At 72.9% G+C, this 16,049-nt stretch carries 11 protein-coding genes; 8 read left to right on the forward strand and 3 right to left on the reverse strand.

What is annotated here, in order from left to right:
• Nucleotides 1-128: 128 nt before the first annotated feature.
• On the forward strand, nt 129-872 hold the full coding sequence (locus tag ACIF6F_RS03495; protein WP_399940651.1) for a GntR family transcriptional regulator: 744 nt from the start codon (nt 129-131) through the stop codon (nt 870-872).
• 129 nt (nt 873-1,001) lie between these two features.
• On the opposite strand, the gene ACIF6F_RS03500 is transcribed toward ACIF6F_RS03495, so the two are convergent.
• Nucleotides 1,002-1,763 carry a hypothetical protein gene (locus ACIF6F_RS03500; protein WP_399942111.1) on the reverse strand — a complete coding sequence of 254 codons (762 nt, stop codon included), beginning with the start codon at nt 1,761-1,763 and terminating at the stop codon, nt 1,002-1,004.
• Between the two features lie 172 nt (nt 1,764-1,935).
• Nucleotides 1,936-3,603 (reverse strand): PucR family transcriptional regulator, encoded by a 1,668-nt coding sequence (locus ACIF6F_RS03505; RefSeq protein ID WP_399940654.1) that lies wholly within the window; start codon nt 3,601-3,603, stop codon nt 1,936-1,938.
• Between the two features lie 253 nt (nt 3,604-3,856).
• On the opposite strand from ACIF6F_RS03505, the gene ACIF6F_RS03510 reads away from it, so the two are divergent.
• From ACIF6F_RS03510 to ACIF6F_RS03540, 7 genes are all read left to right on the forward strand, one after another.
• Entirely contained in the window at nt 3,857-4,750 is an 894-nt protein-coding gene (locus tag ACIF6F_RS03510; protein ID WP_399940657.1) for an FAD binding domain-containing protein, read from the forward strand.
• Between the two features lie 2 nt (nt 4,751-4,752).
• Nucleotides 4,753-5,352, forward strand: a complete 600-nt coding sequence (locus ACIF6F_RS03515) for a (2Fe-2S)-binding protein (RefSeq protein ID WP_399940660.1) — start codon at nt 4,753-4,755, stop codon at nt 5,350-5,352.
• A gap of 2 nt (nt 5,353-5,354) precedes the next feature.
• Complete coding sequence (gene pucD / locus ACIF6F_RS03520; protein ID WP_399940662.1) at nt 5,355-7,751, forward strand: xanthine dehydrogenase subunit D; 2,397 nt, start codon at nt 5,355-5,357, stop codon at nt 7,749-7,751.
• 310 nt (nt 7,752-8,061) lie between these two features.
• On the forward strand, nt 8,062-9,522 hold the full coding sequence (locus ACIF6F_RS03525) for an NCS2 family permease (RefSeq protein ID WP_399940665.1): 1,461 nt from the start codon (nt 8,062-8,064) through the stop codon (nt 9,520-9,522).
• Nucleotides 9,523-9,589: 67 nt separating this feature from the next.
• Nucleotides 9,590-10,741: an XdhC family protein gene (locus ACIF6F_RS03530; protein WP_399940668.1), complete on the forward strand. Its 1,152-nt coding sequence runs from the start codon at nt 9,590-9,592 to the stop codon at nt 10,739-10,741.
• A gap of 135 nt (nt 10,742-10,876) precedes the next feature.
• Entirely contained in the window at nt 10,877-12,046 is a 1,170-nt protein-coding gene (locus ACIF6F_RS03535; protein WP_399940670.1) for a glycoside hydrolase family 6 protein, read from the forward strand.
• A 32-nt stretch (nt 12,047-12,078) separates the two neighbouring features.
• Nucleotides 12,079-13,305 carry a GNAT family N-acetyltransferase gene (locus tag ACIF6F_RS03540; RefSeq protein ID WP_399940673.1) on the forward strand — a complete coding sequence of 409 codons (1,227 nt, stop codon included), beginning with the start codon at nt 12,079-12,081 and terminating at the stop codon, nt 13,303-13,305.
• A gap of 54 nt (nt 13,306-13,359) precedes the next feature.
• Here ACIF6F_RS03540 and ACIF6F_RS03545 read toward each other — a convergent pair whose 3' ends face one another.
• Nucleotides 13,360-15,708 (reverse strand): germacradienol/geosmin synthase, encoded by a 2,349-nt coding sequence (locus ACIF6F_RS03545; RefSeq protein ID WP_399940676.1) that lies wholly within the window; start codon nt 15,706-15,708, stop codon nt 13,360-13,362.
• Nucleotides 15,709-16,049 lie beyond the last annotated feature (341 nt).

Raw genomic sequence — 16,049 nt, forward strand, 5'->3', positions numbered from 1 at the left:
TACCCGATCTCGGCAGGTCCGTACCGCGGGGCCTGCCCGGCGTTTCGCCTATCCTCGGGGGACATCCCTGGAACGCGGCCGCGCACGGCGGCCCGCGCGGGGCGGACCGGGACGGAGGGACGAGGCGCGTGTCCGATGCCGTACTCCCCATGGCTCCCTCCGCCGAAGGAGTGGCCGCAGGGGCGGCCGGAGGGGCGGCCGGAGGGGTGGCGGGAGCGGTGGCCGGAGGGGGCGCCATCCCGTCCCAGAAGGTGTCCCGGCACTCGGTCCGGGGCCAGGTCCTCGGGCTGCTGCGCACCGCCCTGATCGACGGCGAGCTGGCGCCGGGGCAGATCTACTCGGGGCCCGCCCTGGGCGAGCGCTTCGGGGTGTCCGCCACGCCCGTCCGGGAGGCCATGCAGCAGCTGGCCCTGGAGGGGGCGGTGGAGTGCCTGCCGAACCGGGGCTTCCGGGTGATCGAGCGTACGCCGCGCGAGCTGGCCGAGCTGGCCGAGGTGCGGGGCCTGCTGGAGGTGCCGGTGATGCTGCGGCTGGCGCGGAGCGTGCCCGCGGGGACCTGGCCGTCGCTGCGGCCCCTCGCCGCCGCGACGACCGCCGCCGCGGCCGCGGGTGACGTGGCGGGGTACGCGGAGTCCGACCGCGCCTTCCACCGCGCGGTGCTGGCCCTGGCGGGGAACGAGCAGCTGCTGCTGGTCGCCGACGACCTGCACCGGCGCTCCCAGTGGCCCCTGCCGGGCGCGCCGGCGGTCCGGCGCGCCGACCTGGTGGCCGACGCCGCCGAGCACTCGGCGCTGCTGGAGGCCCTGATCGCCCAGGACCTCCCGGTCGTCGAATCGCTCGTACGCGAGCACTTCGCGGGGTCCCAGAGCTGACCGCGGGCGCGCCCTCGGGCGTGCCCGTGGGCTGTGGGCACCGCGGGGCTCCGAGTGGTGGGAGGGGGCGGGGGCGGGGTTGGGGAACGCGGCTGTGCCCGCCCCCCCCGGGGCGGGCACAGCCGGTGTTCAGACCGCCGGCGACGGCCGCAGTTGCGCCGCCAGCCATGTCGGTACGCCGCCCAGCAGGTTGACCAGACGCCGTGCCTCCTCCCGCAGTCGGCCCGCCTCGGGCTCCTCCTCCGCCTCGGCCAGCGCGGCCAGTGCCGGGGCGGTGCCCACCAGGTAGCCCAGCTCCTCCCGCAGCCGGAGGGACTGCGCGAACCCGGTGCGGGCCTCGGCCAGCTCCCCGTCCCGCAGCGCCAGCCCGGCGAGGTGCCGGGAGGTGAAGGACAGCAGCAGGAAGTCCCCGTGCGCCGCCGCGGCCGTGTGGGAGCGGCGGTACGCGGCCCGCGCGGCCTGGGGTGAGCCGGAGATGTTCTCGGACAGCAGCCCCCGCCGGAAGTCGAGCAGCGCCCGCGCGGGCGAGTCCGGCGAGATCAGCGCCGCGGCCCGGCCCAGCGCGGAACGGGCCTCGTCGGCCCGGTCCCGCACACCGAGCAGGGTCGACGCGTAGGCCAGGTACCCCCGCTCGCACGCGGCCTCGCCGCGCTCGTCGTCCGTACCGGCCACCGCCTCGGCGGCACGCAGGGCCTCCTCCGCCTCCGTCCAGCCCCGCTCGGTGTAGAGGCAGCCCTCGATCAGCAGTGCCGCGCGCTGTAGGGCGGCCGCCGGCGCCGCCGCGTGCGGTTCGAGCAGCGCGGCCGCATCCGTCCAGCAGCCGCGGGAGCGCAGCCGCCATATCGCCCGCTGGAGGGGGTCGTCGCCCCCGGTCGTTCCACCACCCGACATGGCGGTGTCCGCCACATTGCCCTCCCCGGAAAAGCGCGTCGTCGAGCCCGTGGACGCATCCCAGCACACACCGGAGGGCTGGGCCAAGGGGTCAGGTGAACGGTTTCACAATCTCTTGGCTGTGGTTTCGGCCGACCCCGGCGGGCGGCGGGCCCGCCGGAATGGCGTTCCGTCAGCTCATCCGCAGGGCGAGGAAGAAATCGAGCTTGTCCTCCAGGCGCGAAAGGTCACGCGCCGTCAACTGCTCGATCCGGCCGACCCGGTAGCGCAGCGTGTTGACGTGCAGGTGCAGACGGGTCGCGCAGCGGGTCCAGGAGCCGTCGCAGTCGAGGAAGGCCTCCAGCGTGGGGATGAGCTCCGCGCGGTGCCGCCGGTCGTAGTCGCGCAGCGGGTCCAGCAGCCGGGCCGTGAAGGCGCGCCGCACGTCGTCCGGGACGAACGGCAGCAGCAGCACGTGCGAGGCCAGCTCGTGGTGCCCGGCGGCGCAGACCCGGCCGGGCCGGGCGGCGGCCACCCGGCGGGCGTGCCGGGCCTCCTCCAGGGCGCCGCGCAGCCCCTCGGCCGAGTGCACGGCCGCGCTGACGCCCAGGGTGAGCCGCCCGTCGTCGGCCAGACCGGCCGCCAGGGGCTCGCGTACGGCCGCCAGCAGCGCGTCGGCGTGCAGCGCGGTGCCGGGCCCTTCCTCGCCGGCCAGGGCCGGCAGCGGGACCAGGGCGATCGCCTCGTCCCCGGCGTGCGCCACGGCGATCCGGTCGGACGGCTCGGGGCCGGACACGCCCGGGTCGACCAGGATCTCCTCCAGCAGCGACTGGGCCACCGGGCCGCCGGGGATGTCCCCGCCCTCCCAGTCCACCCGGGCCACCACGACCTGCCAGTGCGGGGCCGCGCCGAGGCCGGGCAGCAGCACGGGGGCGGCCACCCGCAGGCGGGCGGCGATCTCGGCCGGCGCCGCGCCGGTCTGCACCAGCTCCAGCACCTCCTGGGCGAGCCGGCGGCGCACGGTGCGGGCGGCGTCGCGCCGGTCCCGCTCGACGGCGATCAGCTGGGTGACGCCCTGGAGCAGGTCCAGCCGCTCCGCGGGCCAGTCCCCGGCGTCCGCCTCGACGGCCAGCAGCCAGTCCGACAGGACGCTCTCGCGCACGTCACGGGCGCCCGCGCCGGCCGCGGCGCGGCCGTTTCCCCCGATCGGGAAGAGGGAGTAGGTAATACCCTGGATGGAGATCCGGTGCGGGCCCCGGCGACCGGTCCGGACCGCCGCCAGATGCTCGCTCGCGAGCGCCGCGCAGACGCCCGGCGGGAGCGCCTCCCCGGCGCCGGCGATCTGGCGTCCCGTGGGGGACAGCACCCAGGCGCGCAGATCGAGGTCGGTGGTGAGCAGATCGAGCACCACATCAGGTCCGCCGCCGGCGGGGCCCGAGGTCATCAGCCGCCGGTGGCGGTCGACGACGGCCGCGAGGTCCCCGGCGCGCTCTCCGGAGACCTGCCGGACGACGTACTCCGTAATCGTGGCGAATGCAACGTCCTCGTTCACCGCGAACAGCGGAAGCCGGTTCCGCAGACAGGCCGAAACAAGATCCTCGGGGATGCCCCCGATCTCCGCCTCGCCCGCTGCGAGACCCGCGACACCCGCCGACGCAAGGATTCGTACGAAAGGCTCGGAGTCGGCCGGATTCTGTCGCCAGGCGAGCCCTGTCAGCACCAATTCTCCGCCCGAAAGGTATCTGCTCGGGTCTTTCAGGTCCGTGGTCATGACGCCTCGGACCGTACGGTCGAGCTCTTCCTCGCCGCCGAGCAGCCGCAAGCCCAGCGCCTCGGTTTCCAGCAGTGCGCGCAGCCGCATGGGGTCGCCGCCGATCTGTCTCGATGTTGCCGTTGGAAATCGGCGAGGTCAGCGCACCTCGCCTTTCATACGAATCTACAAGACGAGGGAGGCCGCCAGCCAACTGCTTCATGGTTTCGGTGACTGCACCCGAGGGATGCGCGGCTTGTGTACTGACTCCACACCGCGTTAACAGCACGTGAACGACCAGTCGAGGGCCTTTGGGCCTCCTGGCTTGAAGTGAACGACCCGATTAAGAAGAAGAGAGCCGCACATGGACTTCCTTCGCCCCGCCAGCTGGGAGGAGGCGCTCGCCGCTAAGGCCGAGTACCCCACAGCTGTGCCGATTGCGGGTGGCACCGACATCATGGTCGAGATCAACTTCGACCACCGCCGTCCGGAGTACCTCCTCGACCTCAACCGCATCGAGCTGCTGCGGGAGTGGGAGGTAGGCGAGGAGGTCACCAAGCTCGGCGCCTCCGTCCCTTACACCCAGATCATGGAGAACCTGCGCGGTACGCTGCCGGGTCTCGCGCTCGCCTCGCACACGGTCGCGTCCCCGCAGATCCGCAACCGCGGCGGCGTCGGCGGCAACCTCGGTTGCGCCTCGCCGGCCGGTGACTCCCACCCCGCCCTGCTGGCCGCCGACTGCCACGTCGAGGTCGAGTCGGTGCGGGGTTCGCGCCTGATCCCGATCGACGAGTTCTACACCGGCGTCAAGCGCAACGCGCTCGCCGCGGACGAGCTCATCAAGTCGGTACACATCAAGAACGCCACCGGCCCGCAGCAGTACTCCAAGGTCGGCACCCGCAACGCGATGGTCATCGCGGTCTGCGGCTTCGGCCTGGCGCTGCACACCGACACCCGCACCGTGCGTACGGGCATCGCCTCGGCAGCCCCGACGCCGATCCGGGCCAAGGCCGCCGAGGAGTTCCTGAACGCCGCGCTCGAAGAGGGCGGCTTCTGGGAGTCCGGCAAGGTCATCACCCCGTCGATCGCCAAGCAGTTCGGTGAGCTCGCCTCCGGCGCGTGCAACCCGATCGACGACGTCCGTGGCACGGCGAAGTACCGCCGTCACGCGGTTGGCATCCTTGCTCGCCGCCAGCTCGTCTGGACCTGGGAGCAGTACCGCGGCACGAACGGCCGCTCGCTTGAAGGGGCTGCGTAACCATGCGCGTCAATTTCACCGTCAACGGCCGTCCGCAGGAAGCCGACGACGTCTGGGAGGGCGAGTCCCTCCTCTACGTCCTGCGTGAGCGCCTGGGCCTGCCCGGCTCGAAGAACGCCTGCGAGCAGGGCGAGTGCGGTTCCTGCACCGTCCGTCTCGACGGCGTGCCGGTCTGTTCTTGTCTGGTCGCCGCGGGTCAGGTCGAGGGGCGCGACGTCGTGACCGTCGAGGGCCTGGCCGACTTCTCGAAGCAGCGCGAGGACCACGGCCACGCCTGTGGCTCCGGCGCCTGCGGCGGCGGCACCGGCGTCTCCACCGACGAGGCCAAGCGCTGGGCCGCCAAGCCGGGTGACTCCCAGACCGGCGAGGGCGTCGAGCTCTCCCCGATCCAGCAGGCGTTCATCGACGCCGGCGCGGTCCAGTGCGGTTTCTGCACCCCGGGTCTGCTGGTCCAGGCCGACGCCCTGCTGGAGCAGAACGCCGACCCGTCCGACCAGGACATCCGTGAGGCCCTGTCCGGCAACCTCTGCCGCTGCACGGGCTACGAGAAGATCCTCGACGCGGTCCGCCTGGCGGCCGCCCGCCAGGGAGAGGCGGTCTGACCATGGCTCAGAACACCCGCACCGTGGGTACGCCGACCAACGTCACCCAGAAGCACAGCAAGGGCGGCATCGGCGAGTCCACGCTCCGCCCGGACGGCACCCTCAAGGTCACCGGCGAGTTCGCGTACTCCTCGGACATGTGGCACGAGGACATGCTGTGGGGCCAGACCCTGCGCAGCCCGGTCGCCCACGCCGAGATCGAGAACATCGACATCTCCGAGGCGCTGGCCATGCCGGGCGTCTACTCGGTCCTCACCTACGCGGACCTGCCCGCGGAGATGAAGAACTACGGTCTGGAGATCCAGGACACCCCCGTCCTGGCCAACGGCCGCGTACGCCACCACGGTGAGCCGATCGCCCTCGTGGCGGCCGACCACCCGGAGACCGCCCGCCGCGCCGCCGCGAAGATCAAGATCGACTTCAAGGAGCTGCCGGTCGTCACGGACGAGGCCTCCGCCCTCGCCGAGGACGCGGTCCTGCTCCACCCGGGCCGCGACGACCACCACGCCGGACACGTCCCGCACCCGAACATCGTGCACCGCCAGCCGATCATCCGCGGCGACGCGGACGAGGCGGCCAAGAAGGCCGACGTCATCGTCACCGGCGAGTACACCTTCGGCATGCAGGACCAGGCCTTCCTCGGCCCGGAGTCCGGCCTCGCCGTGCCGAGCGAGGACGGCGGCGTCGACCTCTACGTCGCCACCCAGTGGCTGCACTCGGACCTCAAGCAGATCGCCCCCGTCCTCGGCCTGCCCGAGGAGAAGGTGCGCATGACGCTCTCCGGCGTCGGCGGTGCCTTCGGCGGCCGCGAGGACATCTCGATGCAGATCCACGCCTGCCTGCTGGCCCTCGCGACCGACAAGCCGGTCAAGATGGTCTACAACCGCTTCGAGTCCTTCTTCGGACACGTGCACCGCCACCCGGCGAAGCTCTGGTACGAGCACGGCGCCACCAAGGACGGCAAGATCACGCACATGAAGTGCCGGATCGTGCTCGACGGCGGTGCCTACGCCTCCGCCTCCCCGGCCGTCGTCGGCAACGCGTCCTCCCTCTCGGTGGGTCCGTACGTCATCGACAACGTGGACATCGAGGCCGTCGCCCTCTACACGAACAACCCGCCCTGCGGCGCGATGCGCGGCTTCGGCGCCGTCCAGGCGTGCTTCGCGTACGAGGCCCAGATGGACAAGCTCGCGGCGAAGCTGGGCATGGACCCGGTGGAGTTCCGCCAGCTGAACGCCATGGAGCAGGGCACGATCATGCCCACCGGCCAGGTCGTGGACTCGCCGGCGCCGGTCGCCGAGCTGCTGCGCCGCGTCAAGGAGCGTCCGCTTCCGCCGGAGCGCCAGTGGGAGACCGCCGGCGAGAGCGCGGACGTCCGCGCGCTGCCGGGCGGCCTGTCGAACACCACGCACGGTGAGGGCGTCGTCCGCGGCGTCGGCTACGCGGTCGGCATCAAGAACGTCGGCTTCTCCGAGGGCTTCGACGACTACTCCACCGCCCGCGTGCGCCTGGAGGTCATCAACGGCGAGCCCGTCGCGATGGTCCACACGGCCATGGCGGAGGTCGGCCAGGGCGGTGTCACCGTGCACGCCCAGATCGCCCGCACGGAGCTCGGCGTCACGCAGGTGACCATCCACCCGGCCGACACGCAGGTCGGCTCCGCCGGTTCGACGTCCGCCTCCCGGCAGACGTACATGACCGGTGGCGCGGTGAAGAACACCTGTGAGGCCGTCCGCGAGAAGCTGCTGGAGATCGGCCGCCGCAAGAACGGCTCGTACCACCCGGCGTGGGCCCACGCGGAGCTGGTCCTGGAGGGCGGCAAGGTCGTCACCGACGGCGGCGAGGTCCTCGCGGACATCGCCGACATCCTCGAGGACGAGGCGATCGACCTCGAACTCGAGTTCCGTCACCGCCCGACCCAGGCGTTCGACCTGGTCACCGGCCAGGGCGACGGCCACGTCCAGTACACCTTCGCCGCGCACCGCGCGGTCGTCGAGGTGGACACCGAGCTCGGCCTCGTCAAGGTCGTCGAGCTGGCCACCGCCCAGGACGTCGGCAAGGCCCTGAACATGCTCTCCGTCGTCGGCCAGATCCAGGGTGGCACCACCCAGGGTCTCGGTGTCGCGGTGATGGAGGAGATCATCGTGGACCCGAAGACCGCGAAGGTGCGCAACCCCTCCTTCACGGACTACCTGATCCCGACCATCCTCGACACCCCGACCATCCCGGTCGACGTCCTGGAACTCGCCGACCCGAACGCGCCGTACGGTCTGCGCGGTCTCGGCGAGGCCCCCACCCTGTCGTCCACCCCGGCCGTCCTCGCGGCGATCCGGCAGGCGACCGGTCTGGAGCTCAACAAGACGCCGATCCGTCCCGAGGCCCTCACCGGCACCCTCTAGGACGGCGTCCTCCGGGGGCCGCGAGGCCCCCGGACCCCGGACTCTCCGGGCGGTGTGACCAGGGAACGTCACACTTCACGCGGTCACACCGCCCGGAGCAGCGAAGTACCGCACCGCTCGCGGTCAGCTTCTCCAGCACCACCCGAAGCACCGGCAACACCCAGCAGGACCGAAACACCGAAGTTTCATCCCCAGCAGTACCACAGCTCGGGCCGTCACCCCGGGTCGTGCAGCCAAACGCAGTCCCAAATCCCGCGATTGAAAAAGAACCCCCTGCGGGTGCCCCTTTGAACCTTGGGAGTTAGGCACCATGACCCAGTCGTCAGTGGAGCCCAAGACCACCGCGGAAGACGCCGGAACCGGCTCTTCCCCCGCGGCCGGACGGTCTTGGCTCGACCGGTACTTTCACATAACCCACAGAGGATCCTCGGTCGGCAACGAGGTCCGTGGCGGCATCACCACCTTCATGGCGATGGCGTACATCCTCCTGCTCAACCCCCTGATCCTCTCTGGCAAGGACGCCGCCGGCGACACTCTGAGCCAGAAGGCCCTCATCACGGCCACCGCGTTCGCCGCGGCCGTGACCACGCTCCTCATGGGCTTCATCGGCAAGGTGCCGCTGGCCCTCGCCGCCGGACTCTCCGTCTCCGGCGTGCTCGCCTCGCAGGTCGCCCCCGAGATGACCTGGCCGCAGGCCATGGGCATGTGCGTGATGTACGGCGTCGTGATCTGTCTCCTGGTCGTCACCGGCCTCCGCGAGATGATCATGAACGCGATCCCGCTCGCCCTCAAGCACGCGATCACCATGGGCATCGGCATGTTCGTCGCCCTGATCGGCCTCGTGAAGGCCGGATTCGTGCACGCTTCCCAGGGTGGCGGTCCCGTCACCCTCGGCCCCGCCGGCGAGCTCGCCGGCTGGCCCGTCCTGATCTTCTGCGTGACCCTGCTCGCCATCTTCATGCTGCAGGCACGCAAGGTTCCCGGCGCGATCCTGATCGGCATCGTCGGCGGAACCGTCCTCGCCGTGATCCTCAACGCCGTGGCGGAGATCAGCCCCAAGGCGTGGCGCAGCGGCCCGCCGGAGCTCAGCGGCTCCGCGGTCTCCATGCCGGACTTCTCGCTCTTCGGCAAGGTCGAGTTCGGCGGCTGGGGCGAGGTCGGCGCCGTGACGATCGGCATGATCGTCTTCACCCTGGTGCTGGCCGGCTTCTTCGACGCGATGGCCACCATCATCGGCGTCGGCACCGAGGCCAAGCTGGCCGACGACAAGGGCCGCATGCCGGGCCTGTCCAAGGCCCTGTTCATCGACGGCGCCGGCGGTGCCATCGGCGGTGTCACGGGCGGCTCCGGCCAGACCGTGTTCGTCGAGTCCGCGACCGGCGTCGGCGAAGGCGCCCGTACCGGCTTCGCCTCCGTCATCACCGGCCTGTTCTTCGCCGCCTGCATCTTCTTCACCCCGATCACCCAGATCGTCCCGGGCGAGGTCGCCTCCGCGGCCCTGGTCGTCATCGGCGCGATGATGATGCAGAACGCCCGCCATGTGGACTGGGCCGACAGCTCGGTCGCGATCCCGGTCTTCCTGACCGTCGTGATCATGCCGTTCACGTACCAGATCACCGCCGGTGTCGCCGCGGGCGTCATCAGCTACGTCGCCATCAAGATCGCGCAGGGCAAGGCCCGCGAGATCGGCGGCTTCATGTGGGGTCTGACCGCGATCTTCGTGGTCTTCTACGCCCTGCACCCGATCGAGGGCTGGCTCGGCATCAGCTGAGCCCGCCGACCGGGACCGCACCCTCCACCCGTCCGATACTGGAACCGAACCCCTCAGGGAGGCCGCAATGCTGGACATCGCCGAAGAGCTGAACCGGTGGGTCGAGCAGGGACGCGACTTCGCGGTCGCCACCGTGGTGGCGATCAGCGGCAGCGCGCCCCGGCAACCCGGAGCCGCGCTCGCCGTCGACAGCGACGGCACCGCGATCGGTTCGGTCTCCGGTGGATGCGTGGAGGGTGCGGTCTACGAGCTGTGCCGCGGGGCCATCGAGGACGGGGAGACCGTCCTGGAGCGCTTCGGCTACAGCGACGACGACGCCTTCGCCGTCGGACTGACCTGCGGGGGCATCATCGACATCCTGGTCACCCCGGTCCGCGCCGACAGCCCCGACCGGGCCGTCTACGAGGCCGCGATAGCCGCCGCCGCGGCCGGCTCCCCGGCGGCCCTGGCCCGCGTCGCCGCCGGCCCGGCCGAGCTCATGGGCCGCCCCGTGCTGGTCCGCCCCGAAGGCGCCCACGAGGGCGGTCTCGGGGGCAACCCCGAGCTGGACCGCACCATCGCCGAGGAGGCCCGCGCCATGCTGGACGCCGGCCGGACCGGCGTACTGGAGGTCGGCGCGGACGGCCGCCTCTGCGGAGAGCCGCTGAAGGTGCTGGTCGAGTCCAGCGTCCCGGCCCCGCGCATGATCGTCTTCGGTGCCATCGACTTCGCCGCCGCCCTGGTGCGGGTCGGCAAGTTCCTCGGCTACCACGTCACGCTCTGCGACGCCCGCCCGGTGTTCGCCACCAAGGCCCGGTTCCCGGAGGCCGACGAGATCGTCGTGGACTGGCCGCACCGCTACCTGGAGTCCACCGAGGTCGACGGCCGCACGGTGCTCTGCGTGCTCACCCACGACGCCAAGTTCGACGTCCCGCTGCTGGAACTGGCCCTGCGCCTCCCCGTCGCCTATGTCGGTGCGATGGGCTCCCGCCGCACCCACGACGACCGCAACAAGCGGCTCCGCGCCGTCGGCGTCACCGACGTGGAGCTCGGCCGTCTGCGCTCTCCGATCGGCCTCGACCTCGGCGCCCGGACCCCCGAGGAGACCGCGGTCTCCATCGCCGCCGAGATCGTCGCCAACCGCCGCGGCGGCAGCGGCATCGCGCTGACCGGCGCCCACTCGCCGATCCACCGCGAATTTCCCGAACCCCGCCCGGCCCGCCACTCCGCCATCGCCTGACCCCACCTGCTCGCAGCCGCCGCCGGACGTTCCGTAAGCACACCGCCGAGGGCGCAACCCGCACGGGTTGTGCCCTTGAGCCGTCCCGGGGAACAGGGGTTGACCCGTGCGGGGCCGTTCCGCCAGCGTTTGGGCGTGTTCCACCGCAACCTCGCCCGGGCGCTGGCCGCCCTCGCCGCGGGCGCCGCGCTGCTGCCCGCTCCCGGCGCCGCCGCTCCCGCCCCGCAGACCGCCCTGTACGTCCCCGAGCCCAACCCGGCCGCCGGGCGGCAGGCCCGGGAGCTCGCCGACCGCGGCCTGCACCGCGAGGCCGCCGGGATCCTGGCCATGGCCCGCACCCCGCACGCCGTCTGGCTCGGCGACCAGACCCCCGCCCAGGCCGAGTCCGAAGCCCGGGCCACCACGATGGCCGCCGCCCGCGCCGGCACGCTGCCGGTGCTGGTCCTCTACAACGTGCCCGGCCGCGACTGCTCCCAGTACAGCGCGGGCGGCGCGGCCGGCACCGCCGCGTACCGCTCCTGGATCGACGCCGTGGCCCGCGGCATCGACGACCACCGCGCCCTCGTCGTCCTCGAACCCGACTCGCTCGCCCTGCTCCCGCGCGAGTGCGCCGGCGGCGCCGACGCCCTCGGGCGCACCAGGACCGCCTCCCGCTACACCGAGATCGACTACGCGGTCCGCACCCTGGAGTCCAAGCCGGCCGCCGACGTCTACCTGGACACCGGACACGCGGGCTGGCACACCGTCAACAACATCGTGCCGCGCCTGCGCCAGGCCGGCATCGACGCGGCCACCGGCTTCGCCGTCAACATCTCCAACTACACCACCGACGACGACAGCACCTGGTTCGCCCACCTGGTCTCCGCCTGCCTCCGGTACGCCGACCAGGGCGGCGACAGCGCGGACTGCCCCGACCAGCGGCGCCCGCGCGGCGAGGCCCGCGCCTGGATCGCCGCCCGAGTGGGGGCACCGGATCCGGCCACGATGAAGCACTTCATCACCGACAGCAGCCGCAACGGACAGGGCCCCTGGAAGGCCCCGGCCGGCCGTTACGGAGACCCCCAGGAGTGGTGCAACCCGCCGGGCCGCGGCCTGGGCGCCCGCCCCACCACCGCCACCGGCGACCCGCTCCACGACGCCAGACTGTGGATCAAGACGCCGGGGGAGTCCGACGGCGCCTGCCTGCGCGGCGGCAAGGGCCCCGAGGACCCCGCGCGGGGCACCGTGGACCCGAAGGCCGGCGAGTGGTTCCCGGAGCAGGCCCTGGAACTCGTACGCCTGGCGAAACCGGCCATTCTGCGGTAACCGGGCCGTAATGACCCATTAGGGTCTTGATCATGCTGGACATCCGAGAGGTGCCCGAGGACGGCATCGACGCCGCGCTGGAACTCGCCTACCTGGTCTTCCACGACCGCCCCGAGGAACAGGTCCGCGAGCGCCACCGCGAGCTGCTCCGCGGGTGCGACCGCCTCGGCGCGTACGACGGCACCACCCTGGTGGGCTTCCTCGCCGCCCACCCCTTCCGGATCTCCGTACCGGGCGCGGACCTGCCGTGCCCCGGCCTCACCTTCGTCGCGGTGGCCCCCACCCACCGCCGGCGCGGCGTGCTCACCGCGATGATGGCCGCGCGGCTGGACCGGGCCGTCCGCGACGAGCACCCGGTCGCCGCGCTCTGGGCCTCCGAGACCGCCATCTACGGGCGGTTCGGCTTCGGCGCCGCCACCCAGGGGGTCAGCGTCGAGATCGACGCCACCCGCCCCCTGGCCCTGCGCATCACGCCCGACCCGCGTCCGCTGCGCCTGGTCGCCCCCGACCAGGCACCCGCACTCCTCGGCCCCTACTTCGAACGCACCCGGACCCTCCGCGCCGGCCGGACCCTGCGCGACGAGGCCCGCTGGCGCTCGGACTGGCTGGCCGAACAGGACGAGGAGGACGACGAGCTGGGCCCGCCGCGCATCCTCGCCCTCGGGGACCCGCTCGCCGGGTACGCCGTCTACCGCAGCAAGACCGAGGACCTGCCCGGCGCACCGGGCCGCAGCCGCGGGGTCGTGCAGGTCCACGAACTGGAGGCGGACACCCCCGCCGCGGCCGCGGCCCTCTGGCAGTGCCTGACCGCCCTCGACCTGGCGGGCACGGTACGGGCCTGGGGCCGGCCGGCCGACGACCCGCTGCTGCTCTTCGCGGCCGACCGCGACCAGGTGCGCGCCACCGAGCAGTTCCCCGCCCTCTGGATGCGCCTGGTCGACGTCCGCGCCGCGCTGACCGCGCGTTCCTGGGCCGCACCGGTGGAGCTGGTGCTGGAGGTGCGGGACGACCGGCTGCCGGCCAACGCGGGGCGGTTCCGGCTCAAGGCCGGGCCGGACGGGGCCGCGTACGAGCCCGTGCACGAGGCGCCCGACCTCACCTTCGACGTGCGGGACCTGGCCGCCTGCTACCTCGGCGGGACCCCGGTCGGGACGCTGGTGCGGGCCGGGCTGGTCGCCGAGCACACGCCGGGGGCGGCGGAGTGGTTCGACGCGGCGCTGCGCACCGGGCCGCTGCCGCACACCCTCGACGAGTTCTGACCCGGCGAGCGCCCCGGCCCGGCCCTTCGCGGACCGGCCGGGGCACGCGCCGGATCAGGCGGGCTGGGGGCGGAACAGCCGTACCGCGGACGACCCGAGGCCGGTCGGCAGCCCGACGTCCGAGGGCAGCCGGGCTGCCGGGGCCGACCCCGCGTCCGGAAGGCGCCCGGCGACGGCCGCCGGCCCGGCAGCGGCGTTCCCGGCCGTCACCCGGGACGCGTACGCCTCGTCGTACCGCCGCGTCTCCCGGTGCCAGTGCAGCACGCCCGCCATCCAGTCCTCCAGCTCCCGGACGTACGCGTCCATGGCCGCCCGGGCCGCCGCGTCGAGCCCCCGGTCCTCGTACAGCACCGGCAACTGGTGGTCGCGGATGTGCTCGAACTCCCGGGTCCGCTGCTCCAGGAGGTCGGCGACGATGCCGAAGGCCGCCGGGGGCTCGATGTCGAAGAAGGTCTCCGTGACCAGGACGTGGTTGTGCACCTCGCCCTCGAACTCGATCTCCTTCCGGTACGAGAACAGGTCGTTGACCATGCAGCCCACGTCCGACGCGGCGTTCTCCAGCGAGCGCACCACCCCGTCCCCGAACACCTCGGCCGGCACGCCCCGCCCCGCCTGCCCCTGCCGCGCCAGGAACATGGTCAGCCCGCTGCCGAAGGTGTGCCGGCGCATCTCCGCGTAGTCGACCGGGTCCGGGACGCGGTTCAGCGTGGTGTTGTCGACCTCCCACACCCAGCTCTCCAGCATGTCGGCCAGGGTGGCCCGGAACTCCTCGCGCACCGGCCCGGCCATGCCGGCCACGCTGTGCGCCCACAGCTCCCTGAGGCTGCGCTCCAGCGGGATCAGCGGCTCGGGCGCGTCGGCCGGGTCCGTCGGCACCATGGACAGCAGCCGTTCGGTGGCGACGCGGGCCGCGTCGGGGGACCTGGTGGCTCCGAAGGCCGCCGGGTAGTAGTCGTCGGCGTACGTGCCCCAGGCCAGCCAGCGGGCGCTGACGTCCAGCTGCTCCGGCGTGGCGTCCGGGTCGATCGCCGCGGAGCAGAGCGCGAAGTCGAAGGCCCGCAGCCGGTCCTCGTCCCAGATGCCGGAGGCCGGGTCGCCCGGATACGGCTCCAGCAGGCCCATCTCGCGGCACCACGCCACCAGCCCGGCCCGCGCCCGGTCGAGGTGGGGACTGAAGGAGACCGGGAAGGGCAGCGACACCTCCGGCCGCGCGACCGGACCGACCTGCCGGAAGGGCACGTGGCCGAGGCTCCGCCGGCGCAGCTCCGCGGCGCGCGGCGCGAACACGGACCGGATGTCCAGCGCCGCGGTCCCCGGACCGCTGTGCGTCACGGCGCCCGGGCCGCCCGGTGCGCCCGCCCCGCCCGCGGACCACGGCGCCGGCGCGGGCAGCGGGACGGCGGCGGTCCGCCGGGCGTGCTCGTTCATGTACCGGCTGGAGACCATGTGCCACTCGTGGCCGCCGGACTGCCAGTCCTGGAGGCCCTTGGCGTACGCGAGTACGGCGGCCAGCTCGGGCGCCGTGAGCCCGTGCTCGGCGGCCAGCGCGGGCACCTCGGCGAGCGCCGTGTGCTCGAACTGGTGCAGGCGGGAGGTCAGCAGGTCGTTCGAGAGGTCGGCGGCCTCCTGCGTGGTGCAGCCGAGGAAGGTCTCCAGGACCAGTACCGCGTTGGAGAGTTCGCCCTCGTCCTGCACCTCGCGCTGGTACGAGAACAGGTCGTTCCTGATGTGCACCGCGTCCGAGAACGCGTCCCGCAGCACCCGGAGCGGCCGGGCGTGGGCCACCCGCGCGGGCACCTCGGCCGCGGCGTACTCCACCAGCCCGGCCGACCAGGGCGCGCCGCCGACCTTGCGGCGCATCTCGACGTACTCCAGCGGGTTGGCCACCCGCCCGATGCCGATGTTGTGCAGCTCCCACATCGACTCGTTGAGGAGGTTGCGGGTGCTCTCCGCGAACCGGGCCCGCCAGTGCGCGGACATGGCGGGCACCGTGCGCAGCCACAGGTCCTTCAGGCCCGCCTCGACCGGGTTCGACGGCTCGGGGAAGCCGTCGGCGAGGTCCATCGGCATGAACGCGGCCAGCCCGTCGAGGTAGGTGCGGGCGCCCTCGCGGTCGTTGGTGCGCTTGAACAACTCCAGGAAGTGGTCGTCGAAGAAGAAGACCCACACGTACCAGTCGGTGATCAGGGACAGGGCGTCGGCGTCGCAGTCCGGGTGCGTGTACGCGCAGAGCAGCGCGTAGTCGTGGGAGTCGAGGTCGCTCTGCTCCCAGACCCCGGACCCCTCCAGCATCCCGAAGCCGCGGGCCCACTCCGTGCTGTGGGCCCTGGCCTGCTCCACGTGGGGGTTGAGTCTCGCCGGATGGGGCACGTAGAAGTCCGGCAGGTGGAACGGCTGCGTCACGGAGGGCCCGGCCTTTCACTTCGCTTCGTCGTCGGGTCGCGTCCCGTCGGGCGGAGGGTGACCGTTTCCCCGGTCCGCGCGCGAGATCGGCAGTGCCCTACCCCCGACCCGGCCCGCCCATGGGGCGGTTCACCGCATCAGGTGAAAGCCCGGCGACCCGCTGGCGGTTCGGCCCGCGCCGTGCAGGGTCACGCATGAGGGGCGGGCTCCGTTCCGCGGGAGGAGTCGTGTGACGTCCTTCCCATGGAACGGGGCCCGCCCCCCAACGGCCGCGTAGGGCGCGTCCGGCCGCGTAGGGCGCCCGGTCCCCGGTGTGCACCCGGGACCGGCACCGCCCGGCC

The sequence above is a fragment of the Streptomyces sp. NPDC086023 genome, assembly GCF_044540325.1.
In the GTDB taxonomy this organism is placed as follows: Bacteria; Actinomycetota; Actinomycetes; order Streptomycetales; family Streptomycetaceae; genus Streptomyces.

What these genes read in the sequence shown, in the direction of transcription:
- ACIF6F_RS03505 (WP_399940654.1), bottom strand. Translation starts at nt 3,603, where the DNA reads ATGCGGCTGCGCGCACTGCTGGAAACCGAGGCGCTGGGCTTGCGGCTG.
- ACIF6F_RS03530 (WP_399940668.1), top strand. Translation starts at nt 9,590, where the DNA reads ATGCTGGACATCGCCGAAGAGCTGAACCGGTGGGTCGAGCAGGGACGC.
- pucD (WP_399940662.1), top strand. Translation starts at nt 5,355, where the DNA reads ATGGCTCAGAACACCCGCACCGTGGGTACGCCGACCAACGTCACCCAG.
- ACIF6F_RS03540 (WP_399940673.1), top strand. Translation starts at nt 12,079, where the DNA reads ATGCTGGACATCCGAGAGGTGCCCGAGGACGGCATCGACGCCGCGCTG.
- ACIF6F_RS03525 (WP_399940665.1), top strand. Translation starts at nt 8,062, where the DNA reads ATGACCCAGTCGTCAGTGGAGCCCAAGACCACCGCGGAAGACGCCGGA.
- ACIF6F_RS03510 (WP_399940657.1), top strand. Translation starts at nt 3,857, where the DNA reads ATGGACTTCCTTCGCCCCGCCAGCTGGGAGGAGGCGCTCGCCGCTAAG.
- ACIF6F_RS03500 (WP_399942111.1), bottom strand. Translation starts at nt 1,763, where the DNA reads ATGTCGGGTGGTGGAACGACCGGGGGCGACGACCCCCTCCAGCGGGCG.
- ACIF6F_RS03515 (WP_399940660.1), top strand. Translation starts at nt 4,753, where the DNA reads ATGCGCGTCAATTTCACCGTCAACGGCCGTCCGCAGGAAGCCGACGAC.